Origin of the sequence: Imperialibacter sp. (assembly GCF_040222815.1) — a bacterium.
Lineage (GTDB): Bacteria > Bacteroidota > Bacteroidia > Cytophagales > Cyclobacteriaceae > Imperialibacter.
Map to the genome: position 1 here is coordinate 99357 of NZ_JAVKCH010000048.1, position 26186 is coordinate 125542.

19 protein-coding genes are annotated in these 26186 nt (G+C 48.4%); 5 read left to right on the forward strand and 14 right to left on the reverse strand.

Annotation, left to right across the window (positions count from 1 at the left end):
* Positions 1-17: 17 nt before the first annotated feature.
* The 11 genes from RIF36_RS23390 to RIF36_RS23440 all read right to left on the reverse strand — a co-directional run bounded on the left by RIF36_RS23390 (position 18) and on the right by RIF36_RS23440 (position 11436).
* Positions 18-1982, reverse strand: coding sequence for a sialate O-acetylesterase (locus RIF36_RS23390; RefSeq protein WP_350120303.1), 1965 nt, complete (start codon positions 1980-1982; stop codon positions 18-20).
* Positions 1983-2144: 162 nt separating this feature from the next.
* The gene (locus RIF36_RS23395; RefSeq protein WP_350120301.1) at positions 2145-3893 is read right to left on the reverse strand and encodes an arylsulfatase; all 1749 of its coding nucleotides are present in this window, start codon (positions 3891-3893) and stop codon (positions 2145-2147) included.
* A gap of 26 nt (positions 3894-3919) precedes the next feature.
* On the reverse strand, positions 3920-5380 hold the full coding sequence (locus RIF36_RS23400; protein WP_350120298.1) for a serine hydrolase domain-containing protein: 1461 nt from the start codon (positions 5378-5380) through the stop codon (positions 3920-3922).
* A gap of 151 nt (positions 5381-5531) precedes the next feature.
* Positions 5532-8162 (reverse strand): ABC transporter permease, encoded by a 2631-nt coding sequence (locus RIF36_RS23405; RefSeq protein ID WP_350120295.1) that lies wholly within the window; start codon positions 8160-8162, stop codon positions 5532-5534.
* Entirely contained in the window at positions 8159-8497 is a 339-nt protein-coding gene (locus RIF36_RS23410; protein ID WP_350094041.1) for a PadR family transcriptional regulator, read from the reverse strand. The genes RIF36_RS23405 and RIF36_RS23410 overlap by 4 nt, the downstream gene beginning before the upstream one ends.
* 11 nt (positions 8498-8508) lie before the next feature.
* Entirely contained in the window at positions 8509-9012 is a 504-nt protein-coding gene (locus RIF36_RS23415) for an ankyrin repeat domain-containing protein (RefSeq protein ID WP_350120292.1), read from the reverse strand.
* A gap of 195 nt (positions 9013-9207) precedes the next feature.
* Positions 9208-9654, reverse strand: a complete 447-nt coding sequence (locus tag RIF36_RS23420; protein WP_350120290.1) for a YdeI/OmpD-associated family protein — start codon at positions 9652-9654, stop codon at positions 9208-9210.
* Positions 9655-9689: 35 nt separating this feature from the next.
* The gene (locus RIF36_RS23425; protein WP_350120287.1) at positions 9690-10064 is read right to left on the reverse strand and encodes a hypothetical protein; all 375 of its coding nucleotides are present in this window, start codon (positions 10062-10064) and stop codon (positions 9690-9692) included.
* A 25-nt stretch (positions 10065-10089) separates the two neighbouring features.
* Entirely contained in the window at positions 10090-10503 is a 414-nt protein-coding gene (locus RIF36_RS23430; RefSeq protein WP_350120284.1) for a VOC family protein, read from the reverse strand.
* Positions 10504-10622: 119 nt separating this feature from the next.
* Complete coding sequence (locus tag RIF36_RS23435) at positions 10623-11114, reverse strand: SRPBCC family protein (RefSeq protein WP_350094026.1); 492 nt, start codon at positions 11112-11114, stop codon at positions 10623-10625.
* Complete coding sequence (locus RIF36_RS23440; protein ID WP_350094023.1) at positions 11107-11436, reverse strand: ArsR/SmtB family transcription factor; 330 nt, start codon at positions 11434-11436, stop codon at positions 11107-11109. Before RIF36_RS23440 ends, RIF36_RS23435 begins: the two co-directional genes overlap by 8 nt.
* Positions 11437-11782: 346 nt before the next feature.
* Here RIF36_RS23440 and RIF36_RS23445 point away from each other — a divergent pair, with 346 nt between their 5' ends.
* Positions 11783-16804 carry a translocation/assembly module TamB domain-containing protein gene (locus RIF36_RS23445; protein ID WP_350120281.1) on the forward strand — a complete coding sequence of 1674 codons (5022 nt, stop codon included), beginning with the start codon at positions 11783-11785 and terminating at the stop codon, positions 16802-16804.
* A gap of 4 nt (positions 16805-16808) precedes the next feature.
* Positions 16809-19085, forward strand: a complete 2277-nt coding sequence (gene tamL, locus RIF36_RS23450; protein ID WP_350120278.1) for a translocation and assembly module lipoprotein TamL — start codon at positions 16809-16811, stop codon at positions 19083-19085.
* Here tamL and RIF36_RS23455 read toward each other — a convergent pair.
* The 3 genes from RIF36_RS23455 to RIF36_RS23465 all read right to left on the reverse strand — a co-directional run bounded on the left by RIF36_RS23455 (position 19082) and on the right by RIF36_RS23465 (position 22769).
* The gene (locus tag RIF36_RS23455) at positions 19082-19708 is read right to left on the reverse strand and encodes an HD domain-containing protein (protein ID WP_350120275.1); all 627 of its coding nucleotides are present in this window, start codon (positions 19706-19708) and stop codon (positions 19082-19084) included. The genes tamL and RIF36_RS23455 overlap by 4 nt on opposite strands.
* 51 nt (positions 19709-19759) lie before the next feature.
* A complete protein-coding gene (locus RIF36_RS23460; protein WP_350072119.1) occupies positions 19760-20152 on the reverse strand; it encodes a DUF302 domain-containing protein in 393 nt (130 codons plus the stop codon).
* 112 nt (positions 20153-20264) lie between these two features.
* A complete protein-coding gene (locus tag RIF36_RS23465) occupies positions 20265-22769 on the reverse strand; it encodes a cation-translocating P-type ATPase (RefSeq protein ID WP_350120272.1) in 2505 nt (834 codons plus the stop codon).
* 450 nt (positions 22770-23219) lie between these two features.
* Between RIF36_RS23465 and RIF36_RS23470 the strand changes: the two genes are divergently transcribed.
* Genes RIF36_RS23470 through RIF36_RS23480 form a run of 3 tightly spaced genes read left to right on the forward strand, consistent with a single transcriptional unit; the run spans position 23220 to position 26126 of the window.
* Positions 23220-24359 carry a Re/Si-specific NAD(P)(+) transhydrogenase subunit alpha gene (locus RIF36_RS23470; protein ID WP_350093062.1) on the forward strand — a complete coding sequence of 380 codons (1140 nt, stop codon included), beginning with the start codon at positions 23220-23222 and terminating at the stop codon, positions 24357-24359.
* Positions 24359-24673 (forward strand): NAD(P) transhydrogenase subunit alpha part 2, encoded by a 315-nt coding sequence (locus RIF36_RS23475; RefSeq protein WP_339793075.1) that lies wholly within the window; start codon positions 24359-24361, stop codon positions 24671-24673. The genes RIF36_RS23470 and RIF36_RS23475 overlap by 1 nt, the downstream gene beginning before the upstream one ends.
* 7 nt (positions 24674-24680) lie before the next feature.
* Positions 24681-26126, forward strand: a complete 1446-nt coding sequence (locus RIF36_RS23480; protein WP_350120269.1) for an NAD(P)(+) transhydrogenase (Re/Si-specific) subunit beta — start codon at positions 24681-24683, stop codon at positions 26124-26126.
* Positions 26127-26186: the final 60 nt, after the last annotated feature.

The window sequence follows — 26186 nt, forward strand, 5'->3', positions numbered from 1 at the left end:
GTGCATACAAAGCTTCATTAGTCTGTCCGGAATGGAGAGGCTGGTAGTCCCTCCTGGTTGTACAAGTTGGGATTGTCAGGGTTGTCGGCCCAGGCGTAGCGCACAAATTTTGGCTCAGCTAATTCATCGCTCCATACAATCACTTTATCACCTTCAATCTTTGCCTGTGCCCAAACAAAATTTTTATCGGCTCCGGCAATGGCGAATTCACTCAGTTCTTCACCATCATCTGTTATCAAGCCACCAGCAACTTGTGAAAATGAGATGGTTATTTTGTTGCCCTCAATGGAGTGGCTTTGGTACAACGGGCCTGAATAAACGATGGCTTCCCCATAAGCTATTTTTAGTGCAGCAAGCGCCATTCTTTCGCCCACATCTTTTTTATTGTCGGGGTGGATATCATTCCATTCTCCCAAGTCAATATTTACCGTCATGGCAGTGTTGGGAACCGCCAGACCCTTCAACTGCGACTCTCTTAAAATCGCCCAATTACTTTCGGAAGGCAGGTAATTTACCTCCATAAAATTGGGAAGCTGGGGATATATAAATGGTGCGTTGGGGTAGTCAAACTGAGTTCTCCAGTCGTTGATGAGTGCAGGCAACAGGTCAGCATATTCGACCGGTTTACCTGCATTGCTTTCTCCCTGGTACCACAATATTCCTTTTATTCGGTAGGCAGTGATGGGAGCCACCATGGCATTGAAAAGTGACGTGGGTTGGTTTTGCGCACTGATGCCAGGAGGAAGGGCTGGCTGGGGCTCAAATACAGCGCCTACCTTGTACTGCCAATAGCCTTTCAGGTCAACTGTGTCACTGCCAGCAAACACGCAATACGGCTTGTCGGGCACGAAGCCGCCTTTGCCGTTGTAGTTGGTGACCCTGACCACAAAAATATTCTTTCCGGCTTTTAGCAGACTGGCAGGAACCGGGTACCTTCTCTGCGGGTACTGATATGTTTTGTTCCCGACTTCTTTTCCGTTGATGTAGAGCACATCGGCATCCACTATCCGCCCAAGAAACACCTTCGCTTCTTTGCCAGCCATAGAAGCCGGCACTTCAATTTCTTTCCTGTACCAAACGATGCCATTCAGGTCTTTGGCACCCTGATCTTCCCAGTAGCCGGGTATGTTGATGGTACGCCAGTCTTTTGGAACGAAATCAATGGCATACCACGGTTTTGGCCCGGTTAGCCCTTTGTCTTCCGGCTGCTTTGGAGGCTGGCTTGGCCTTGCTTTTCTATTGATGGCATTAACATAGGCTGTGTCCTTGTTGTTTTCTATGGTTTGCAGTACCGAAGGAAATTCTTTGAAGCCTTCTTCACTTGTCCACGCCTCAATAGGAGTGCCACCGACGCTGGCATTGATGAGGCCGATGGGCACATGGTATTTGTCGTAGATCTTTTTTGCAAAAAAATAAGCGACAGCCGAAAAGGGCCTCACCTCTTCTGATACGGCCTGGCTCCACGAGCCGTCGGCTAAATCGTCGATAGGGCCAGTAAGGCTGTTGCGAGTTGGAACAAGAAACTGCCTGATCTCAGGATAGTTGGCATTGGCTATTTCATCGGCATAAGTAACATCGTGGATATTGAGCTGGTGAACCATGTTCGACTGCCCGGAGCAGAACCAAACATCGCCCATCATGATATCTTCGAGGGTAATGGTGTTCTTGCCTGAAATCGTCATACGGTGCGGGCCGCCGGCCTTCATGGCGGGCAACTCAACAAGCCACTTTCCTTCTGCGGAGGTTGTTGCCTTATATCGCTTGTTGTTGAATGATACCGTGATCTTTTCGCCAGGAGATGCCCAGCCCCAGATATTGAGTTTTGCGTCACGCTGCAAAACCATGCCATTTGCAATGATTTGTGGTAGCCTCACCTGTGAAAAGGCGCTGGTCAGTGGACTCACTAGTAGTGCTAGTAAAAGCAGTCTTCTGACAGTTGTCAGGGAATTATGCTTTTTGAGCACACCTGTCTCTTTCTTCATTTGTTTCAACGGGTGGTTAGTTTAAGCTTCAAACCGAACGGCTTATCTTTACGAAAAGACTGCTTATAGGTGCCAGTGTGTTTTCAAGCCGGGCAATGAAGATATAATATTTTGCATACATGCCCTAAAGCAGCGGTCGAGAGGTCCGTGCCTATCCGAGCTTTACTCTAGCTTCTCCAGCTCCACATAAAAAGGAAAGATGCTCCGGCCATTCACTGTATAAAACGAAGTCAGGTCGCAATCCAACTGCGAGAGGCTAACGTTCTTCATTTCTATCATGTCCGTTGTGCTTCCTGCTACCTTCATCTGCTGGATAATCGGGCCTGTTTCGAGGTATAAGGTACCGCCACCTGCTACAGGCTGAGTGAATTTGAAACGGATATTGTATCGCCCTTCTTCAATACCGACTCTCCAAAGTCCATAAATTTCTTCCTGGGCCCAAATGCCTCTTTCGCCGTCAGCGTCGTTTCGGTTGAGGATCACCGGGTTTTCCTTTGCACTGCCTATGGCAATTCTGGGTGGGTTCATCAGGTTTTCGGAGGTGATGAGCTCCCTGTAGATGCGGTCCAACTCAACTTTCAGAGGCGCTGCTATGGTCTTGCTTCCTGCTATGATGTTGTTTTGCTCGTATGGATCGGCTTCGGTATTGTACAGTTCAAAAGCTTCCAGCGGGGAATCGTAGTTAGTTTTGCCTACCAGCTTGTAGGGGCCTTTTTGCAACGCCATATTGTTGTATAGCTCGGGATAGCGCCGGGTCCAGTAAAAGAACAGCGTTCTTTCTGACCAGTCGACCTTTTCGCCCTTTAGCAGTGGCCAAAGACTCCTGCCATCGATTTGCCGGTCAGCTGGAGCGGCTACGCCACAAGCCTCAGCGATGGTTGGCAGGATATCGATATGGGCAGCGGTGGTGGCAACATCTCTATTGCCTTTCAGCTTAGCGGGGTAGCGCAGGTAAAACGGCACCCTGATTCCTCCCCGGTAAACGTCACCTTTCCGCCCTCTCATGCCTGCTACATACCGGTTTTGCTGAGGGCCGTTGTCCGTCATAAAGATGACGATGGTATTGTCAGCGATTTTCAGTTCATCCAGCTTTTTGAGCAGCTTGCCTACATTGTCGTCAATATTGGTCACCATAGCGTAAACCCGGCGAGCATCTTCTTTGTCCTTTTCACTCATAGGCACGAAAGGTCTGCCATCATTGAAACCATTTGATGGGTCAATGTCTTTGTACATCTGGTAGTACTTGTCGGGCACCTGCAAGGGAGTGTGTGGTGCATTGAAGGCCAGGTAGCAGAAAAATGGAGACCGGCGATTGTTTTCGATAAACTTCACGGCCTGTTCAGCGAAAACATCCGAGCAATAGCCCTTGTATGCCTCCTGCTTCCCATTGTGCCAGAGTGTTGGGTTGAAATAGCTGCTGTCGCCCTTGAACCAGGTGGTTACATCGCCAACCTGTCCCATACCACCTGACAAGTGAATGACAGATTCATCAAAACCCTGATCGTTGGGCCTGCTGGGGTAATTATCCCCCAGGTGCCACTTGCCAAAGATGCCGGTGGAATAATTGGCTTGTTTGAGCATTTCCGCCATTGTGACTTCATCAGGGGCCATGGTGGCACCGCCGTTGTAAGTATCTCTGATGCCCGTACGCAGTGAGTATCGACCTGTGAGCAGGCTGGAGCGGGTCGGGGCGCACACCGGAGATACGTAGAAATTATTGAGTCGGGCGCTTTCCCTGGCGAACGCATCAATGACTGGGGTTTTGACATGTGGGTTGCCTGTAATTCCCAAATCGCCGTAGCCCTGATCATCGGTGAGGATAATGATGATGTTTGGTTGTTGCGCCTGCTGGGCGTAGGCAAGGGACGGAATTATCCAGCATGTGATCAAAATGGTGAACAGTGCTTTCATTGTCTGGTTGTTATACTTTGACATCATCATTCTACTTTATAGAACCTATAGTTGTTGTTCCAAAGCAAGACCACCGGGCTATTCTCACTGGCAGAAAAGACAATCTGATCTCCTTTTTCCAGGTCGATGAATTTCATAGCCTCCGTCGGCGTCAGACTGAAAGAACTGTTTTCTTCGGGGTCGATCACAGTGAGCTGACCATTGGTGAGCCTTACTTCAATATAATAGCTGCCTGATCCCGGCACCTGCTCTGAATACTGATACTTTCCGACAAATTCCTGTAGTTTTTCCGAGGACAGTTTGATGGTTTCTATGGTTCTGACATTCGACAGGCCCCAGTCGTAGTAGTCAGAAGCGGCGTTGATGATTTCGCCAATCAGGCGGCCTCCATTGTCGGCATTGGTCATTATGATAATGGCTTCTCCCTTATGGGCGAAGGCCACCATATTGTTCGTAAACCCTGCATTTTTTCCGCCGTGCTGAAAAATCAGGTCATCGCCATCGTTTTTCAATGACGGCCCCAATCCCCAGTCATTTTTGTCTTTGGTGAGCATGCGGGTCACCATTTCCTGCGATAAGATGCCACCCTTTTTGCCAGCCACAATGGATTGAATTTCGATGCAATATTTGGCCAGGTCGGATGGGGTGGTCCAGAGGCCGGCAGCTGCCTGTTCAGGGTAGTTGTGCCAAAGCCCGTCAATGAGGGTGCCATTGCTATCATAGGCAGCACTGGCTTCAGCAGCACGATCGGCAGGCAGTGGCTGCGCATAAGTGCTGTGCTCCATACCCAGAGGTTCCAAAATACTTTGCTTCAGGTAAATGTCGAGTGGCAAGTCGGTCACATCTTCCACCACCTTTTCCATGATCGTGTAGCCCCCGCCTGAGTACCTCCAAAGAGTACCGGGAGTTGTATCTACATAGATAGCGGGTGTGTTACCTCTGCCATTCAATACCGTTTCAATGCCGGGAAATATCATGCTGGGGTGATACCCCGGAAAACCATGAACCGTGGTGCCCGCCGTGTGAGTAAGCAATCGGCGAAGTGTTACTTTTTCGGTTTGAGTAAATTCGCTATCGGGGACTTTCCAGCTTGTGAGGTAAGTGTTTACATCAGCATCCAGCTCAACTTTTCCCTCCCCGGCAAGCTTTAACGCAGCCAGTGCGGCAATAGGCTTGCTGATGGAGCCTGCCTGAAACAGTGTGTTGACATCAACCAGACTGCCAGTTTGTGAGTTGGCAGTTCCATAGCCCCTGGCCCAGCTGATTTTTCCGTCCTTTACTACGGCAATACTTACTCCAGGCACGTTATAGTGTGACATTCTCTCAGCAAGCGTGTAGGTCTTCACCGGTTCACCTTTTATTTGCATGCCAGCCACCAGGCTGTTTTCGATGACTTGGGCGGCGTCTCCATCGCCCACCTGAGTTGAGGTTGAGCAGGAGTAAAGGGTGAGAAAACAAAGAAGCGCAGGAAATGTCAGAAGTTTCATGAAGTAGGCTAGGTGGGTTTGTACTAAGGGTAAAGTTGTTTATTAGTAAGCAAGATAGCAGAATGTACCGAAAGGAGGTCAATTCGAGGCGCATCAAAAAAAGCCACCCCGGGGGATGGCCTTTTGGTGGTTTGAATGCTGTTTTGAGACTTTACTCGTATCTCAGTGTTTTAGAAGGGTCCAAAACAGCCACTTTATATACCTGGTAGCCGACGGTTAAAAGCGCAATCGCCAGCACAATGAGCAGCGATAAGCCAAGAAATAGCCAGGGGAAGCCAATCCTGTAGGCATAGCCATCGAGCCATTGAGTCATCCCAAAGTAGATCAGCGGTGCGCCAACCAAAAATGCAACAGCTATCAGCGACAGGAAATCTTTGTAAAAGATGCCAATGATATTTGGTACTGAAGCTCCCAACACTTTTCTGACACCCACCTCCTTTGTACGCTGGATGGCCATGAAAGACGAAAGTCCGAAAAGGCCCAGCGTGGCTACAACCAGGGCGAGCACAGCGAATGCACCGAAAACTGCACCAAATCGTTTGTCTTCCTGATAAAGTCCCTCAAATCGCTCATCGAGAAAGGTATACCTCAAAGGGTCATTTGGGAAGAACTTCTGCCAGGTGGTTTCAAGGATTTCCAGCCCTTCCCTGTACTTCCCGGCCGCCAGTTTTACCATCACCTGAGAGGGTGTATCATTGTAAAAATAAACCGTTGGCTCCACTTCATTTTTGAGCGAGCTTCTGTTCACGTCTTTTACAATACCTACGATGTCATGCTTTCTATTTTCCGGGTTTTTTCCAAACTGCACCTTTTCATTGATCAGTGACACATCGGGCACAAGACCGAACCGCTTGATAAATGCTTCATTGACCAGCACAGTGGCAGTATCCACTCCTCTGTTTCTATCAAAGTTGCGACCATGGAGAATTTCCATATCCAGAACGCTGATTACCTCGTCATTCAAAGACAACACATAGGTAGTTGCGTCCAGCCGGTCTGTTTTACCGACGATTTTTATACCACCGCTGCTTGAGTTCACGTCGGAGCTGCCCCCACCCGGGAGGTTGGAAATCATGGCAACTCCCTGAATAGCAGGATAGGTCTTTAGTTCTTCAGCAAACAACGTCCGTTTTTGTTTGTGGGCCTCGTAGTCGGCGTCGTTTACCCGTGGGTTTCTGAACCCAACCACCTGGTCGATCGACATACCGATGTCTTTGGAGCGCATGTAATTGACCTGCTGGTAAACAATGAAGGTGCTGGCAATCAGCGAAAGCGAGGAAGCGAACTGAAGCACGACCAGGCCTTTTCTCAACCAAATACCTTGCTTTGAGTTTCTGAATTTGCCCTTCAGCACCATTACAGGTCGGAAGCCAGATAGCACAAGAGCTGGGTACACGCCCGATACCAGAGTGCCAATGATTGCAAAAATGAATACGTTGCGTAGAAAACCTGCATCATTCCATGTGTGATCCAGAATTTCTTTGCTAATCAGGTTGTTGAATAAGGGAAGTGCAAGCTCGGCAAGCCCGAGGGCCAGCAGTGAGCCGAGCACATTGATCATGAATGCCTCGGTAATAAACTGGAATGTGAGTTGATTTCTGCGAGCCCCCACTACCTTTCTGATACCCACTTCCTTTGCTCTGTCAAATGACCTGGCAGTAGAGAGGTTTACATAATTGACCCAGGCAATAATCAGGATGAAAACTGAAATAAGTCCAAGGAAACTGACGGCTTTGGCGCTGCCATGCATCTCGGGTTCAAAGGTGAAATCGGAATAGAGATGGATGTCGATCACAGGCTGAAGATTGAATACAAGGCTGCTTTCTTCTCCCATGTACTTTTTTGACAAAGCTGGTAGCAGCGGTCTGACGTTCTCAATGTCAGCGCCCTGATCGAGTTTCACATAGGTATAATAGTTGTAGCCATTCCACGCATCATCATCCAGTCGGTCTTTGATGGTGCTGATGGACATGAGTATGTCGAATTTGTAGTGTGTGCTCTGCGGCGGGTCTTCAACGATACCGACCACCTTAAAGTCTCTGTCGAAAGCACTTTGGAGGTAGATGGTTTTGCCTATTGGGTTTTGGTCGCCAAAATAGAATTTCGCTTTTGACGCTGACAGCACCAGGGTGTTGGGCTCTGTGAGCAGGCTTTCAGAATGGCCTTCAAGGACCTTATATGTGAACAGCCTCAGGAAATGTTCGTCGACTGCCAGCACGTGCTCCTCGGTCACCAGGCTTTCGCCTTTTCGGAAAATGAGTTCTCCAAAATTTTGCGTCGTAGTGGCATCTACGATCTCAGGAACCTCTTCTACCAGCACTTTGCCAGATGGTGCGAACGACATGGCATCCCTGGTGCCCAGCACACTGTCGACCACCTGATCGGTTGTGAGGCGATACAGCCGATCAGCATCGGCATAGTGCCTGTCGTAGCTTTTCTCAAACTTTACATACTGCTGAATCAGCAGGAAGGCCGCCAGCCCAACTGCCAGCCCCATCACATTGATAAAGGTAAAGGCCTTTTGTTTCAGCAGGCTCCTGATACCTATTTTGAAATAATTCTTTAACATACCTGTGTCCTTTATAATTGAGTTTTTGAATAATGGTCGCATGAGTGATGGCCGGAAGAGTACAATCACCTGAAGCACGTACCTCCAAGATGCCGTTCGTGAGGAGGTAGCTGCATGGCGCAGGTAAAGCTCTTCCAGGTCACCGCTGATGTCGGGGTAAAAGTCGGGGTGGAGGTACCACTTCAAGAGCCTGTTGGCAGCCTTTTTAATCATGTGAATTTAAAATCCAGGGCGACTGGTGGGATGGCATTATAGAGCGCCAGACGGACGTCTTTAGAATGATCCAGCGCTTTTTTTCCGTAGGCTGTAATAGTGAAATAACGCTTGGGCTTGCCACCCCGCTCTGCGTTGGGCTCGCCTTCTCTGGAGTGAAGGTATCCCTTTTTTTCCATCCTTCGCAGGGCCGACTGCAGGGCGCCCACACTCACTTTACGTTTTAGTCGAGTTTCTATTTCGTCTTTGAGCGCTACACCGTATGCCTCCGGGTAAAGCACTCCCACAGTGAGGAGTACAATCTCTTCGAACTCCCCCATTTGATATTCCTTCATATGAATTCTTCTTATTTAATGGCGACTTTGGTTTCCGTTAATCCCTTTGACTCAAAATAAGCGAGGAGCTCCAGCGCATCCTCTTTTCCCCGCTGCGCATGGTGCAGAAAAGTAAACCCGTGAGGGCCGAGCGAATGAATGACCTGCGGGTAAGCTTCCAAAATTGGCTTCACCAGGTCAGTTTTTCCCAGCATGGTCAGGGCATGCAGGGTGGGCCTGGCACCGCTGTCGATCAGAAAGTTGACCATGTCTTTATGCCCTACATGCCCTCCGGCTTCAATGGCAGATTCAAAATCGCCGTTGCCCCAATCGTGGCTGCTATAGATGAGGTTGGGGAACTCAGCCAACAGCTCTTTCACCTTGTCGAGGTTGCTGTGGCCTGCCCCCACAAACTGCGAAACAATATCCTTTTGGTACTGCGCCGGCTTGTCTTCCTGTCCCAGAATAGTATTGGGAGCAACCAGGAAGGCAGAAGCGCCCAGCCCAAGTCCTTTGATAAATTGTGATCTTTTCATATTGGGTTCGTTTCGTATGTTTTCTTCGTCTGGCAGGCATTGAACAGGTCGCCGCCGGTTGTCTCCGTAAGGCTGTATTTTCAATGTCTTATTTGTAGTATTGGTAAATGTAGGGAATTTTGTACAATATCCTAATTGTAGTATTGAGATTTGTGGTGCCAGCTAAAGGATGCTACATATGTTTTGAAGGAGAGATTAGACTTTATCCTTCTCAAGCATAGAAATGCCTTTTTCTACTCTCCTGGCTCTGGTTTCCTCGGTTTTCGCATCTTCAATCGGTAGTATCAGCAGCTTCTTTTTGCTATTAGAGAGGCCATCAAATTTGATTTTGAGAAGTGGATGCCTTTCAAGGGCTTTTTGAAGATCTTCCGGCACATCCACTATTCTAGGAGCAGTATCCACTTCAAGCGCAACCTCAACTTTGTCACCACCCCCGAGACCTGACGCAGCTCTGTGGGCTGAGCTAAAACTGATCAGGTACTTTCCTCCCATAACAGCAATAGCACTTCGATAGCTGTAATCATTGACGGTGACAACCACCAACGGTTTTTTGCCAGCACCAAGTGCTTCTACTGTTTCCGGTGGCACCTCAATGCCTGTATTGTTGCCCATTTGCAGGATGGCTGTTTTGAATTTTAGCATATCGGAAATGGTTTGAAAAATGTGATAAGCTCAGACTAATTTTTCACTCTAAGTTTTCCGCCAAGCCATGCACTTGGCCAGCCGAGAATAACAAGAGCAATGGGATACCAATGAGGAGGCTCACTCCACATAGCGATGGCTCCAAGGATACCAAGCACAGAACCTATCGATGCCAGTACAATGGTGTGCAGCATAGGGTTGGCGTGGGACACTCTTGCCGTCACGTAACCGCCGACAAACACATAAAAGGTGCGGTAGAAAGTGACGAGGAGTTTGAACCAAATTGGATTTGAGTCGAATGGCAGCAACATCAAACCCGATTTCTCCAGAACAACATCGGTGATATGAGACAATGCAAAAATGACAACCAGTCCAAGCAGAACAGCCCCTGCGCTTTTAAAGAAGTTCATAGTAGTAGGTTTAGGTTGGTGAATGTTAACTTTTCATTTTACTCATGTCCATGTAGAGCACATTCCAGCGGTGGCCGTCCAGATCAATAAAAAGACTGCCATACATCCAGCCGCTCATTGCGGACGGTTTGTGAGAGCTTTTTCCGCCCGCATCAATCGCTTTTTGAGTCAAAATATCTACTTCCTCTTTGCTCTCGGTATCTATGGAAAGCAGCACCTCGCAGCCTTTGCTTGTGTCAGCAATGTCAGCATTTGCAAAGCCCTTAAACGCAGGCTCTTCAAACAGCATCACCACCACATTTTTCTCTCCGACCAAAAGAGCCGCAGAGGTGTCAGTATCTCCAGGTCCGGTGCTGAACTGAAATCCAAGCTTGGTAAAAAAGGCTTTTGACTTCTTTACATCTTTCACAGGCAGGTTGAGCCAAAGTTGCTTTGTCATATCGGTATTGGGTTGGGTTTGTGAGAGTCAAATATCATTTTTTTTGACAATGACACTACGGTATGAATGCGACAAACACAAGGGGAGTCTGCGACTTGTCGCATTCATGAAAAGGGTTTTTAGACAAGGGTTTTGATTAGCTCGTCCAGATTGTCGTGCGCCATGGCGAAGCCCTCCTGGAAGCCCATGTTTACCATGGCTTCAAGCTCCTCTACCGAGTTATATGAGGTGACTACATTGACTTTGGTGCCAGTGCTCGATGAAGAAAAACTGACCTGCCAGTACGCTCCCGGAAAGTCTTTATTGATCTTCCCAGCCTCATCGCAAAATGCATCTTTGGCCGAATAGCTGATATGAATTTTGATTTTCTCATAGTCAAGCCTGGCCCAGGCTACTTCTCCCTCAGGCCCCACCATGCAGTAGTGCCAGTAGCCGCCTTCCTTAAAGTTCATCGATTTCGTTTTGGCCTTCCATGGGCTTGGAGCCCACCATTGATCCAGCAGCGTGGCGTCAGTCCAGGTTTTCCAAACCAGTGCTACGGGCGCATCAAAATGCCTTTCAACTAATATTTTCTTATTAGTTAAATCTTTGGTGAAAACTGTCTTATTCATCTTTGTCTTCTTTTAATTGGTTAAGCAAATTATCGAGTTGGTTAAATCTATTTTCCCACATTTTACGGAAGGGTTCAAGCCAGTCCGCCACAGCCCTCAGCTTCTCCGGCTGCACCTGGCAATAGCGCTCCCGTCCCTTTTGGTCAATGATAATGAGCCCACACTCAGTCAGTATCTTGATGTGCTGAGATATCGCAGGTCGGCTAACCTCAAAGTTTTCAGCAATGCTATTCAGGTTAAGCGACTTGTGCGTAAGCAGGTTTAATATGTCCCTTCTGGTGGGGTCGGCTATTGCCTGAAATACATCTCGTCTGATTTCCATTATATATTGCGTAAGTACTTGCTTACAAATATATATGTAAGTATTTGCTTACGCAAATAATTTTAGTTTTTCTTCCAGCAGCATGAATAGGGGCGAGCGAAAGTGTGTCGATGCCGATCACAATTCATTGACAGTCAAACAAATGGAAGCTGTTTATTCTCTAAGTGGCATTGGTAATGCCAGCCGACTTGGCTGCTGAACTCTCTTTTTCCAAAAAATGCCCTTGCCGTATTGAGTTTGAAAATAGCTGTTTGGTGATATCTTACGTTGTTATATTGCACCTTCCAACCCAGAGAGAAGATTTTGCCACATTGCCGCCTTGCACAGGCAGGGATGACTGGACTATATGCCAGAAACAAAAAGAAATAAATTCATAAAGATCATAGCGGGTATTTTGGGAGGCATCTTGTTGCTTTTCATTATTGTCGTGTTGCTTATCAGAAGTCCCTGGGGGCAGGATATCATTGTGAGCAAGGCGCTTGATTTGGTAGCCGACAAAACAGGGGCAAAGGTGGATATCCGGCGGCTTTTCATTACCTTCTCCGGCAACGCTTTTCTGGAAGGCCTTTATGTGGAAGACCAACAAGGAGACACACTCGTTTACTCCGAGAGCTTGGAGGTGTCGGTGGCGTTGATGCCGTTGATCAGGGGACATGGCCTCGACCTGAAAATGCTGGAATGGTCGGGGCTTACTGCCAGGGTGAACAGAAAAGAGCCCAGTGGGGCATACAACTTTGATTTCCTGATAGCCGCATTTGTTGCGGAACCAGACACGACCAGTCTTCCAAAAGCACCTGAAGAACAGTCTTCTTTCGCTATTGACGTAGGTACTATTGCTTTCAATGATTTTGACATTACCTATGATGATGAGGTCACTGGAATGCTGGCATCATTGAAAATCGGTGGCCTTCAACTCGAAGTGGACGATTTTGACGTAGACCAAATGAGGTTTCATGTTGAATCCTTTGTTCTGGAGCACACGGAAGTAACATACAAACAAGTAAAGGCTTTATTGCAGTCAGCAGATACGGCCGGATCATCGTCAACACTCCCTTTTTTAATGGTCGACGAGCTGACGGTGGACGACGTGAAGGGCAGCTATGTATCAATGCCAGATTCCATAGCCGTGGAGGCGCAGATTGGTCACTTTTTAGTTGAAGCGCCAGAAATCGATTTGGCCAACAACATAATCAATATCGAAACTATTGTTTTCAACCAGTCGAATCTTTCGTATATGTCCACCAGGCGTAGGCAGCCCGATACCCAGCCGACAGACACTATTGCAAACAGCCAGCAGCCTGTAACTTTCGAATGGCCAGACTGGCAGGTGGCGGTGGGATCCATTTCGCTGGCAGACAATCAGCTTGCTTATCAGGTAGACACGGTTGGCTCCAGAGAGGGTACTTTTACTGCCAACGCCATGGCTTTCGCTGACCTGGCATTCGAAGCCTCAAATGTGGCTTTTTATCCGGGTTTGGCGCAGGCGCAAGTCAAAGGTCTTTCTTTCAGCGAGGCAAGCGGACTGCACCTGGCTCATCTTGCATTTGACTTGAAAGTGGGGGGCGAAGCTTCTTCGGTTGCGAAGCTGGAAGTTGAAGTAGGCAAAAGCATTTTGAAAGGCAGTGCAAAACTTTCTTATCCTTCCATTGCGGAGGCGCTCAATTCACCAGAAACGTCAGTATTCGATCTCGACATTGCCGAGATGAGTTTCAATGTAAGCGACGCCTTCATTTTTCAGCCTGTCCTTGCTGACAACAAATACCTCGTTGCACTAGCAGAGCAAAAGTTAAGCGGCCATTTTCAGTTAACCGGGTCACTCGCTGGCTTAAAGGTTAATGATGCTTTGATCAACTGGGGTGATGAAACGACCCTGTCATGGAACGGAGAGTTGAAAAATGTTCCGGACGTGCAACACCTTCAGTTTGCAGCGGCACCTTTTACTTTTAAAACGAAGAGAGCTGATGTGCTTAAGTTCATTTCTGAAGACGAGTTGGGCGTGGCCGTGCCGACGACAATCACCCTTGACCTGACGGCCAACGGAGAGCTTGACGAGTCAACCATATTAGCCAACCTGACCACTCCCGATGGTAGAATAAACGTAAACGGTAAGTTTTCTAATAAAGAGCAGCTATCATTCGCCGCTGATATTGACGTGAAGGAACTCCGGCTCGGTAAGCTGTTGAAAAGTGATCAGATAGGCATGCTGACTTTCTCGGCGAAGGCTTCGGGTTCGGGAACAAGCCTTTCGTCACTTAATGCATCGCTCCAGTCCGACTTTCAAACATTGGAGTTCAACCATTACGACTTTTCAGGATTGACACTGGCAGGCGGCATCAAAGATGGAAAAGGCGATATAGATCTTTTGTTTAAAGATGAGAACCTGGACGTTTCGCTGAAAGCCCTGATGGAGCTGGATGCCTCTTCATCAGCGGTCAACATGGTGCTTGATTTGAAAGGGGCGGATTTGCTGGCCCTTGGTATAGCCAAAGAAGACATCAGAGCCAGATTCAGGCTGGAGGCCAATTTTGAAGGAAATGCAGATGCATTTCACCTAAAAGCAGACATTGAAGATGGTCTTGTCATCTACGATAGCCGATCCTTCCCACTGGGTGCCTTTAGTGCAGAGGGGATTGTAAGGCATGACAGCACCAGTTTACGGGTGGCGAGTCGTTCTTTGCAAATGAATGTAGCATCAAACACGTCTCCAGCGCTGCTAGCAGCTGCCATTGACAGGCAACTTAATGCTTACTTTTCTGATTCAGTGGCTACCGACACAGTTTTGCGAAATACCGTCATGGATATGTCCTTAACGATCCGGCAGTCGCCGTTGCTCAATGAGGTGCTGCTGCCGGGCCTTGAAAAGATGGATTCTGTTACAATCACCGCTACGTTTGATGAGGCCAGGCATGAGCTGGCGGCCAGGGTCAGGGCGCCGCTTATTGCCTATGGAGGAAGCAAAGTGGACAGCCTTCGTTTCGACCTCTCAGGCGGGAGAGACAGCGTGACTTTCGACTTTGGGTGGCTGGGCGTTGAAGCAGGCCCTCTAGCCGTTCAGAGAACCAACATAGCCGGAGCACTTAGGAACAAGCTGCTAACATTTGACTTCGACAGCTACGCTGAAGAGGAGCCGATTGCACATGTGCAGTCTGAGGTTAGGTTTGATGGTGATACGATAACTTACCATGTTGTTCCATCGGGTTTTGTGCTCGACAAAAGCCCCTGGTCCATTGAAGAAACAAATGAGATACGCTATGCCAATAGGCTGCTGACATTCCAGGATTTCACGTTGAGCAAGAATCAGCAGTCGCTTACCGTTAGCTCCAGCCTGCCCAATATAGAAAAGGCGCATATTGGAATTGACTTCAGGAATTTTAGCCTTGCCACGCTGCTTAGCTCACTTAACCCCGACCAGCCGCTCGTTACGGGAGTGCTGTCTGGTGATTTCATTGTGGAGGATCCGTTTGGTAACACAGGCCTCTTGGCCAGCCTCAAGATTAACCAGCTCAACGTGATGGAGGTCGATATGGGCAATATGGTAGTTAATGCGAAATCTATTGGAAGAGGTAGCTACGACTTCAACCTGGCCCTCAAAGGCGGCAATGCGGACCTTGACCTGACAGGCGACTATCTGGCTGATGAGGCAGGAGCTAAAATGAATCTCGATTTGGTGCTAAATGAAGTGAAAGCCAGCGTGATTGAGGGGTTTGCAAAAGAGGCCTTTTCCGAAGCCAGTGGAAGTGTGGCGGGCGTAGTTAAAATAAGCGGCACTACTGCTTCGCCGGAATACACAGGCACTATTCGGTTTAGTGCTGCCAGCCTTATTGTGAATAGTTTAGACACTCGTTTTACATTGCCCGACGAAACACTCAAGGTTGATAATACCGGACTGTACATGGATAATTTTACAGTAGTCGACAATGATGAAAACGCCTTTAGGCTTGATGGAAAAGTGTTGACAGAAAACATCAGCAATCCTACCTTCCAGTTGACGATCAACGCAAGAAATTTCCAGCCTGTCAATGCGTCCAAACAAGACAATGAACTGTTTTACGGAAAAGTAAAAATGGATGCTGACCTCACAGTGGGTGGTGATCTGAAAGTGCCTGTGATCAAGGGAAGGCTTGCCATTAAAGAAGGAACGGATTTCACTTTTGTGGTGCCTGAATCGCAAGTGGACGTGATGGAAAGAGAAGGCGTAGTGCTTTTCGTCAACAGAGAAAATCCCGACGATGTTCTGACCAGAGGAGATACCAAGACGGCTTCTGCACAACTGGTAGGTTACGATGTGAATACTACTTTATCAGTAGACAAAAACGCAACGTTCAAAATTGTTATTGATGAGAAGACCGGCGATAACTTTCAGGTGTCCGGCACGGGCGATTTGATAGTAGGGCTCGAGCCAAATGGCCGGACGACACTTTCCGGCACTTATTCCATTAGCAGTGGACACTATGAAGCGAGTCTGTACAACCTGGTAAAAAAACGCTTCGAGATTTCCCCGCAGAGCACCATTACATGGCGTGGCGATCCATTGGACGCTTCACTAAATGTGCGGGCTATCTACAAGGTGGAAACTTCGGCAGCTCCGCTGATGGCCATCAGAACGTCCGGTGAAAGCACTGGCCTGGCCAGTAAGTATCAGCAGAAACTTCCTTTCCTTGTTTATCTGAATGTGGAGGGGCAACTGCTCCAGCCTGAGCTATCCTTCGCACTGGATATGCCTGAGGATGAACAAGGGGCCATTGGCGGCGACGTGTATGGCAGGTTGCAGCAATTGAACAGCCAGGAGAGTGAGTTGAACAAGCAGGTGTTTTCCTTGCTGGTGCTCAATCGCTTTTTTCCAGGCTCGGGCAGCGATGGAAGTGGCGGAGGCGCTGCGGCGGTCGCACGGGGCAATGTGAACAAGGTGCTGTCGGGGCAGCTCAACAATTTTTCGGATAAACTCGTCGGCAAGACAGGCCTCGACTTGAACTTCGGCTTGGATAGCTATACCGACTACCAGGGAGAAACTCCCCAGGACCGAACCCAGCTTGACATCAATGCACAAAAGAAGCTGTTCAATGACCGCCTGATTGTTCAGGTGGGTAGTGCCGTGGATATAGAAGGGAGCAGTCAAACAACGGAGGGTACAACACCTGTTATTGGCAATGTCAGCCTTGAATACCTGCTCTCAGAGGATGGACGGTATCGACTGAAGGGCTTCAGAAAGAACGAATTTGAGAGCGTGATTGACGGACAGCTGATCGTCACTGGCATTGCTTTTATGTACAACAAGGAGTTTAATAAGTTCAGGGAACTTTGGCAGAAAATAGCGAAGGACGAAGGAGTGGAAGGCGAGATTGAAGGAAATAAAGCTGAAAAGAAATAGGAGTTTGAAGGCATTCATCAAAATACCGGTCTTTGTTGCGGCGTGCTTTGTTGCAGGCATGGTTTCCTGTCGGGTAAAAAAATTTATCCCGGAGGGCGAATTGCTCTATACAGGGTCAAAGATCGACTTGAAAGCGGAGACCAAAGTGTGGCACCTCAGTGAGATAGAAGACGAGCTGGAAACTGTGATGATGCCTGAACCCAACTCCAAAATACTAGGCATCCGTCTCGGGTTGCTGGCCCACTACAAGGCCCAACGCAAACACCCTGGCCTCTACTACCGCTTTATTAATAAAAAAATAGGAGAGGAGCCAGTGTACATGTCCGACGTTAATCCCTTGCGGGTAGAGGAGCTGATGAACAACCGACTGGAAAACCGTGGTTTTTTCAGAAGCGACATTAGCTCAATTGAAAAAAAGGGAAAGCATGCCGGCTTGGTTAGATACAGGGTGCGTGTGAGGGAACCCTACACGATTAATAGCTATCAGCTAGATAGCGGCACGCTGCCCATTTACAACGATATTAGTGAATACATGAAACGCAGTGGCTTTGTTAAACCGGGTGCCCGGTTCGATTTGGAGCGTTTCAAAACAGAGCGGGATCGGATCGACCTTTTCCTGAAGAACAAGGGCTACTACAATTTCAATGCTGACTTCCTCATTTTTGAGGCCGACACCAACGGGCTCGCAGATAAATCTGTCGACCTGTTTCTAAGGCTCAAGAAAGATGTGCCTCATAAGTCGGTGATTCCTTATGAAGTTGCGTCCATCAATGTGTTTCCGCACTATTCACTGAACGAAGGCGTGAAGAATGACACAGTAACACTGTCGGAAATCAAATTTATTCAGGACTCGGGCTTTTTTCAGCCCCGGCGCCTGGCGCCTTATGTTTTGCTTGAAAAGGGCAAGAGGTACAATCCCACTGACTCACGACGAACAAGCAACCGGCTTTCGTCGATTGGCACCTACAAGTTTGTGAATATTCGTTACGATGAGGTAGGCCAGGAAAACGGCGGTGATACTTTGGGTTATTTGGCGACCAATATTTACCTGTCACCACTTAAAAAACGTGCACTCCGAGCAGAACTTCAGGGGGTAACGAAATCTAATAATTTTGTTGGGCCCTCACTTTCGCTCACATACAGCAATCGCAATCTTTTTCGGGGTGGAGAAACACTGAACCTCACGGGTCAGGCTGGCTATGAGCAGCAGTTGATCAAAGGCGACAATACCGGCCTAAGTAGTGTGCAGCTGGGCTTAAAAGGTGATCTTGTTTTCCCGAGGCTCCTCTTCCCGGGTGAAGTGGGTCGAAAATTTAAATACGCAGTGCCTAAAACACGGTTTAGCACGGGGGTTGAGTACCTGAATAGGAGTAAGCTATACACCCTGCAGTCAGTCACAGGCTCCTTTGGCTACAACTGGAATGCCAGCAGGTATGTTTATCATGAGCTGACTCCCTTGAGTGTCAATGTTGTGAACCTTGTCAATACGTCGCCGGAGTTTGAGACCATACTGGCGGAAAATGAGTTTTTGCAAAGCAGCTTTGACCAGAAGTTTATAGGAGGCCTCACCTACACCTTTACCTACAACGAACTATTAAGCTCGGGCATCAGGAATCCGTTTTTTGTAACGCTTAATGTGGATGTAGCAGGCAACGGACTGGGTTTACTTAACAAGGTGGCTTCACAGACAGAGAAAAACACCTTTCTTGGTTTGGAGTATGCCCAGTACTACAAGAGCGACATCAACATTCAGCATTATGCCTACATCAGTAAGACGCAGAAGCTTGTGACGAGGCTTTTTGCTGGCTTTGGTTTCCCCTTTGGTAATTCAGTGACCCTGCCTTTCTCCAAACAGTACTTTTCCGGGGGGCCGTACAGTGTTCGGGCTTTCAGGGTGCGGTCGTTGGGGCCTGGCACCTACTATCCCGATAGCGAAAACGTAGGCTCATTTTTCGATCAGGCTGGCGACATCAGGCTGGAGGCCAACCTCGAGTATCGGTTTCCGATCTATTCGTTTCTTAAAGGTGCCTTGTTTGCCGATGCGGGCAACGTTTGGCTGACCAACGAAAACGCTGCGTTGCCCGGTGGCAAGTTCACTTCCGGGTTTATTAGGGAGCTGGGGGTTGGCGTGGGAACAGGCTTGCGGGTGGACATTCAGAATTTTGTGATAAGGCTCGACCTGGCAGCTCCCATTCAGAAGCCTTATTTGCCCAAAGGAGAGCGCTTCGGATTTGACTGGAAAAACCCGGTGCTCAATTTTGCCATTGGGTATCCTTTCTAGTTACTGAGCTCCATTAGTTCGTGAGTAAGATTAGCTTTTGCCTGAAGTTCATACCTCGAATGAAATGCGTCAGTTTTGAAAATTCTTTTCCTGTCCAGGAAATGCTGAACCACCTTTCTCCTCCCTTTTCTATACACAAAGTTGGGGTAAACAGCATACTCCTTTCTCACTGCCCTGATGTATGTCTGATAGATTTCAGAGCTTTCTCCCAGAATTGCCAGGTCAATATCGAGTAGGTACTGGGTATCGCTGTCTTGTGTGGCAGTATGCTCCTTTGTCGCCAATATTTGCTTTGCGCATCGTTCTATTTTTTCTTCGGGAACTCCCAGCATCCGTAGTGCGTCGTTGGCGGCCACAGCACTTTTCTCCTCGTTGTCATTCCTGAGAGCGTTGTACGCAAAGTCGTGATAGAAAATGCTGAATAAAAGTGCATCAAAATCAGCAATTTGCGACTTATGCGCTGTGGCCAGGCCGACCATATATTCAATATGGTTCAAATTGTGGTAGTGCCGACCAGATGACAAATACGCATTTTCAATCTCCTGCCATAGCTTATCAATCAATACCTGATCTTGCGAATAGGCTATAGCCAGATCGTGCCATATCTGCCTGATGTTTTTCATGCAACTGCACCGTTTCGGTTCATCATGAATAGCAGCCTGTTTCCTCAGGGATCAATTAAGGTTATTGATTGCCCTCGTTAGCTTTTGCTGAACCTCCTTTGCTATGCCTTCCAGGTCTGTGTTTTTTACTGAGCCCATGGAAGCGATTGGGTCAACTGCCGACACCTCAATTTCTCCGTTGGCCTGCTCTTGTACCACCACGTTACAAGGGAGGAATACGCCGATTTTATCCTCACTTTGCAGGGCTTTGTAAGCGAACTGCGGATTGCAGGCACCAAGAATTTTGTACTTTCTGAAATCTACATCCAGCTTCTTTTTCAGCGTTTCTTTGATGTCAATCTCAGTCAGTACCCCAAATCCTTCTTTTTTCAATTCAGCGGTCACTTGTTCTGTTGCTTCATCGAAGCTTTTACCCTTTAGTATTTTATTTATGCTGTAGCTCATGGCTTTGCAATTAAATAGTGTTGTTAATTGTTTCTATTCTTTCAACAAAAAGCCGGGAGATATCATTCAGAAAAATCAGCCTTTACTCACCAGGCAATGCGGATAAGCTCTATCAATTTGAAGCCATTCTCCTTTTTCGCCGCTTCACCATCTCGTACCAAATCACAAACAGGAAACCAATTCCGCCACTTGTGCCTAACTGTCCCAAACCAAGGGGGCCAAAACCAAAGAACCGTGTAAGCGGAGGCACAAAAAGAAGCAACCCTAGAATAAGGACAGTGATGCCGATAATGAGTGGAACCAGATTGTTTTTATACTTCAATGTGGTGAGGACTGAGTAGAAAAACGACCTGTTAACCAGTGTGAGAAAAATGTTAGAAGAGATGAGGGCCACAAAAACCATGGTGCGGGTCACCTCTTCACTGGCGCTTGCATTCACTGCCAGCTGGTAGGTGAGCAAGGTGCCCGCTGTGATTGCCAACCCTTGCACCACACTGGTGGTAAGCTCCCTCGAATTGAAGAAAGTGCTGCTGAAAGGTCGTGGTTTTCGGATCATTGTATTTTTCTCTAAAGGCTCATTTTCATAGATGATGGAGCAGGTAGGCCCCATGATCAACTCAAGCAAAATGATGTGCAGGGGCGAAAAGATATTGGGATATATCCAGCCCAGAGCCAGTGGAAGAAACACAGTAAGGATGATTGGTATATGTATGGAAATAATATACTGGATGGCTTTTTTCAGGTTCGTATAGATTTTCCGTCCCATGGCCACTGCTTCCACCATTTTGGAAAGGTCGTCTTCCAGCAAAATAAGCGACGCTGCCTGCTTGGCGATTTCTGTACCTTTCTTGCCCATGGCAATGCCAATATGGGCGGCTTTCAAGGCAGGCCCGTCGTTTACGCCGTCGCCTGTCATGGCCACAATCTCGTTCGTGGCTTTCAGGGCATTAATAATTCTCAGCTTGGCTTCGGGAAACATGCGGGTGAATACTTGCATCTCTTCTACTTTTTCCTTCAGCTCGTCTTCCGTTAGCTGCATCAACTCATCACCGCTGATGCTTTTATCGAACCCGTGGAAGCCCACCTGTCGGGCAATGGCCCCCGTAGTGAGGGCATTGTCTCCAGTTACTATTTTTACCTGGATGCCTGCGGCGTAAAACTGTTCCAGCACCAACGGAATATTCTTTTTTGGTGGATCGTAAAAGGCCACCAGACCTTTGAAAGCAAAGGCAAACTCCTGCTGAGTAGACGGGAAGTCATTGCCATCAAAACGGGCTTCGCCTACTCCGAGCACCCTAAAGCCATCTTTAGCCAGGGTGTTAATAGCTTCATGCACTTGCTCCTTTTCACCTGCCGACAGGCTGGACACGGCGATCATGGCTTCGGGGGCGCCCTTGGCAGCAATGATTCTTTTACCCTCTTGGTCTTCAAAAATATGCGTCATCATCGGCGGTTTCCCACCCAGCGGATACTCATGGATCATGTTGAAAGCTGGTCTTTCATCAGGTACTGCTGATTTTCCGTAGGCGTTGTGCAGTGCCACTTCCATCGGGTCGAAAGGGATGGGTTCGCTGGCCCACATGGCCAACCGAACAAGAGACTGAGCCTCTGCTGAAAGTGGCTGGCTGGCATCCACCACTTCCTGCGACGACAGGACGAAAAGGCTGGCCAGACTCATTTTATTTTCGGTTAGTGTGCCGGTTTTATCAGTGCAAATCACCGTGGCGCTGCCCAGTGTCTCCACGGTCTTCATCTGCTTCACCACTATGCCAAGCTTCATCAGTCGCCAGGCACCAAGGGCCATGAACGTGGTGAAGGCCACGGGTATTTCTTCCGGCAGAATGCTCATGGCGAGTGTCAGCGCTTTCAACAGGCTGTCCAGCACATTGTAAGACTGGAAATAATTGATGGCCCATACAATCAGAAAGACAACGGCGCCGATCAGCACCATCTTTTTAACGAAGTTCGTTATCTGCTTTTCCAGCGGTGTTTTTTCTTCGGCGATGTCTTCAAGGCTTTTGCCAATCTTGCCGAGGCTGGTAGCATTGCCAACAGCTGTGACAGTGGCAATGGCCAATCCGCTGGCCACTGTTGTGCCCAGCGAAACCTTGTTATCTTCTTTGGAAGCATCTTTATACACTGCCATCGACTCGCCAGTGAGAATCGATTCGTTGACTGAAAAATCGTTGGAATGCACGATAACGCCATCTGCGGCAATGGTATTGCCTTCTTCAATCATCAGGCTGTCGCCCACCACCAGTTCCTCACTTTTTATTTCTACCGTTTCGCCGTCTCTTATCACCTTGCACATGGGCTGAGTGAAATTTTTGAGCTTTTCCAGGGCATTGCGGCTGCGGGAGTCCTGATACAGAGAAATGCCCGCTACTAACACAATGGCCGCTGCCAGGAAGAGGCCATCACCGAGATTGCCGGTAAAAAAATAGATGGAGGAAACCGCCAACAGCAGCATAACCATGGGTTCTGCGGCAATGCTTTTGACGGCTTCGAGCACGCTGCTCTCTTTTTTGTAGTTCAATGTGTTGGCACCATGATTCGTCCTGGCTTTGAGGACTTCTTTAGCTGAAAGACCCTGAATATTAAAATTATTACTGGTCATAATGGGGTCGTTGTGGAGTAGTTTCTGGCATCATCAGCCTGGTGACGTTTGCAGTTCGTTTAGGAAAGTAACACAAAGAATCGATTCATCAAGCCGAAATGAATAAGTAACCCTGAAAATGGCTGACTGCTGTACATGGCGGGTGGCTAAACTGCGTCTGTATAAGAAACACGTAATGCTATAAGTTGGCAAATTTTTGCAAAAGACTCATATTGAAGCTATTATCGCAGGTTGTGGGAATGTGGGAAGTGGTGCGCATGAAAGAGAGGCGCAGATGAAGACTGGAAGCTTCGTGATTTTTAATGCATAACTTACAGGCAAATATTTCCTGGCAATTGGTGCAGAAATGGCTCAAAAGTTGGATAGTATAAAGTTTGCAGGACTTTTTTAGCCATGCGTTCATTTGCCTTGAAAGTAGCAGATACACCCTATAGCTAATAACGCAAAATAATGATTGTAGGCCTTCTAAAAGAAAGCGAAAATGAACAGAGAATCGCTTTTTTACCAGAAATTGCTGCCAGATTGGTTCAGCAAAAAGTTCAGGTTTTTGTAGAAAAAGATGCAGGTTTAGCAGCATTTCAATCCAACCAGTTATACGAGGACGCAGGTGCGGAGATAGTTTCCAGAGAGCAAGTTTTGGCTAAATCTGATTTGCTGGTGCAAATTGGAGAGCCCTCTCCTGAGCTGGTTGAGCAATTGCGGAGCGATTCAGTATGGCTAAGCCAATACAATCCCCTTTGGAATAAAGACCTTGTGAGGCTGTTTCTTCAAAAGGGCATTACCAGCTTCAGCATGGATTCCATACCCAGAACATCGAGGGCGCAGGCGATGGATGTGCTTTCTTCGATGGCTACTGTTTCAGGCTACAAAGCCGTGTTGGAAGGGGCCAGCCAGCTCCCCAACTTTTTCCCCATGTTCATGACCGCAGCAGGCACCATCCGTCCGGCCACTGTATTGGTGCTGGGAGCAGGTGTGGCTGGCTTGCAGGCTATTGCCATCGCCAGAAAGCTTGGTGCTCAGGTGCAGGCTTTTGACGTACGTTCGGCTGTAAGAGAGGAGGTGATGAGCCTCGGAGCCAGGTTTGTCGAAGTGGAAGGTGCCAAAGAAGACGCTGCGGCTGGTGGATATGCGGTGGAGCAAACGGAAGAATTCAAACAAAAGCAGCAACAGGCCATCAACGACCATGCTGCAAAAGCTGACGTGGTAATATGCACGGCCCAGATTCCCGGAAGACGAGCACCGGTGCTTCTTCCAAAGGAGGCAGTGGAGCGAATGAGACCGGGATCGGTGATCGTTGATTTGGCGGCATCGAGTGGTGGGAATTGCGAATTGAGTAAGGACAATGCGACCGTTGTGCATCATGGTGTGAAAATTATCGGGCAATCAAATTACCCGTCGCTAATGCCCATAGACGCCAGCAAGATGTATGGAAAAAACGTTTTTAATTTCCTCGAATTGCTGATTGCCGACGATGGGTCGCTGAATCTCAATTTCGAAGATGACATCGTGGTCGGCACGTGCATCACCCACAAAGGGGAAGTTTTGAATAGCCGGGTAAAATCACTTTTTGGAGAGCTAATTGATATTTAATGGAGCAGGTATTTGTTTTCTTTTTCACCTATAGAGAGGCCATTTTCATTATCGCCTTGTCGGTTTTTTTGGGAATTGAAGTGATTTCCAACGTGCCATCCGTATTGCATACCCCACTCATGTCGGGCGCCAATGCTATAAGCGGTGTAATCATTATTGGCGGGATTATCCTCGTTGGTCATGCCGATGCGTCAAAAGTGTCGTTGGAGCTGATTTTGGGAATTCTTGCCATCATTTTTGCCACGCTCAATGTGGTCGGCGGTTTCGTGGTGACGGACCGCATGCTGGAAATGTTCAAAAAGAAGAAGAAATAAACCATCTATGGATCAGGTAATAGGAAGTTTAAATGGTGTCGATTTCACCCTTGGCGGGGCTTTGCTCGAGTTGAGCTATTTACTGGCTGCTCTCCTCTTCGTGGTGGGTTTAAGACTACTGAGCCATCCGGAAACGGCCAGAAAGGGAAATTTCTATGCGGCTGCCGGGATGTTTTTGGCCATGGTCACCACACTGCTGCTGCACAAAGACAGCCAGGGAGAGGCTATTCCACTGGCTAATGTATGGATCATTTTGGCGGCGCTGGGAGTTGGCACTGTACTGGGATGGGTGATGGCCCTGCGTATTCAAATGACGGCGATGCCACAAATGGTCTCGTTTTATAATGCCACAGGCGGTGCGGCGTCGGCCCTGGTGGCAATGCTCGAGTTTCCCAACACCGACATGGGCAATGTGGGCTCTGGGCTGGCCACACTGCTGGGGCTGATAGTGGGAAGTGTTGCTTTCAGTGGCAGCATGTTGGCCTACGGCAAACTCGACGGAAAAGTTGGCGACACTGTCTCGGGCTGGATGAAATACTTGAATTTGGTTCTGCTGCTCGTGGTGGTGGGGCTGTCGGCTTATATGATGGTGTCAGGCCAAACAGCGGGCGAGCTGAGCTGGGCGCTATATCTGCTGCTTGGCATTTCATTGGTGTACGGGGTCACTTTCGTTATGCCTATCGGCGGTGCCGATATGCCGGTTGTGATTTCCCTGCTCAACAGTCTCACGGGCATCGCTGCCACCATGGCAGGTTTTATCTACGGCAACCAGGCGATGATTTTGGGAGGTATTTTGGTGGGTGCTGCAGGCACTATCCTTACGGTGCTTATGTGCAATGCCATGAACAGGTCGCTGCTCAATGTAATTCTCGGTGCGTTTGGCGGGACGGGGGCAAGTGCCGGTGCCGGGCCCGAAGGCGACATGAAGGAAATCAACATGAGCGATGCGGCCATTTTACTTTCTTATTCTAAAAGTGTGGTGATAGTGCCTGGCTATGGCCTCGCTGTGGCGCAGGCACAGCATGTTTGTCATGAACTCGACATGCTGCTTGCCGACAAGGGTGTGCAAGTGAAGTACGCCATTCACCCGGTGGCGGGCCGCATGCCAGGGCACATGAATGTGCTGCTTGCAGAAGCCGATGTGCCTTACAGCCAACTGGTGGAGATGGATGACATCAACACCGACATAGCCAACACCGATGTGGTGGTGGTCATAGGTGCCAACGACGTCGTGAATCCGGCCGCCATCAATAATCCCGGCAGCCCCATTGCGGGCATGCCAATCATCAATGCGCATCTTGCTAAGAACATCATTGTGATGAAACGAGGCAGGGGCAAGGGCTATGCCGGCATCGAAAACGAACTGTTTTTTGACCCTAAAACCAGGTTGCTGTTCGGCAACGCCAAGGATACTTTGCAGAAGCTTGCCAGCGAGGTAAAGAATTTGCATTAAGAAAGCTCGCAGGCGGTTTTTAAGTCAGGGCCATAACAGATGGCCCTGGTTTCAAAAAGA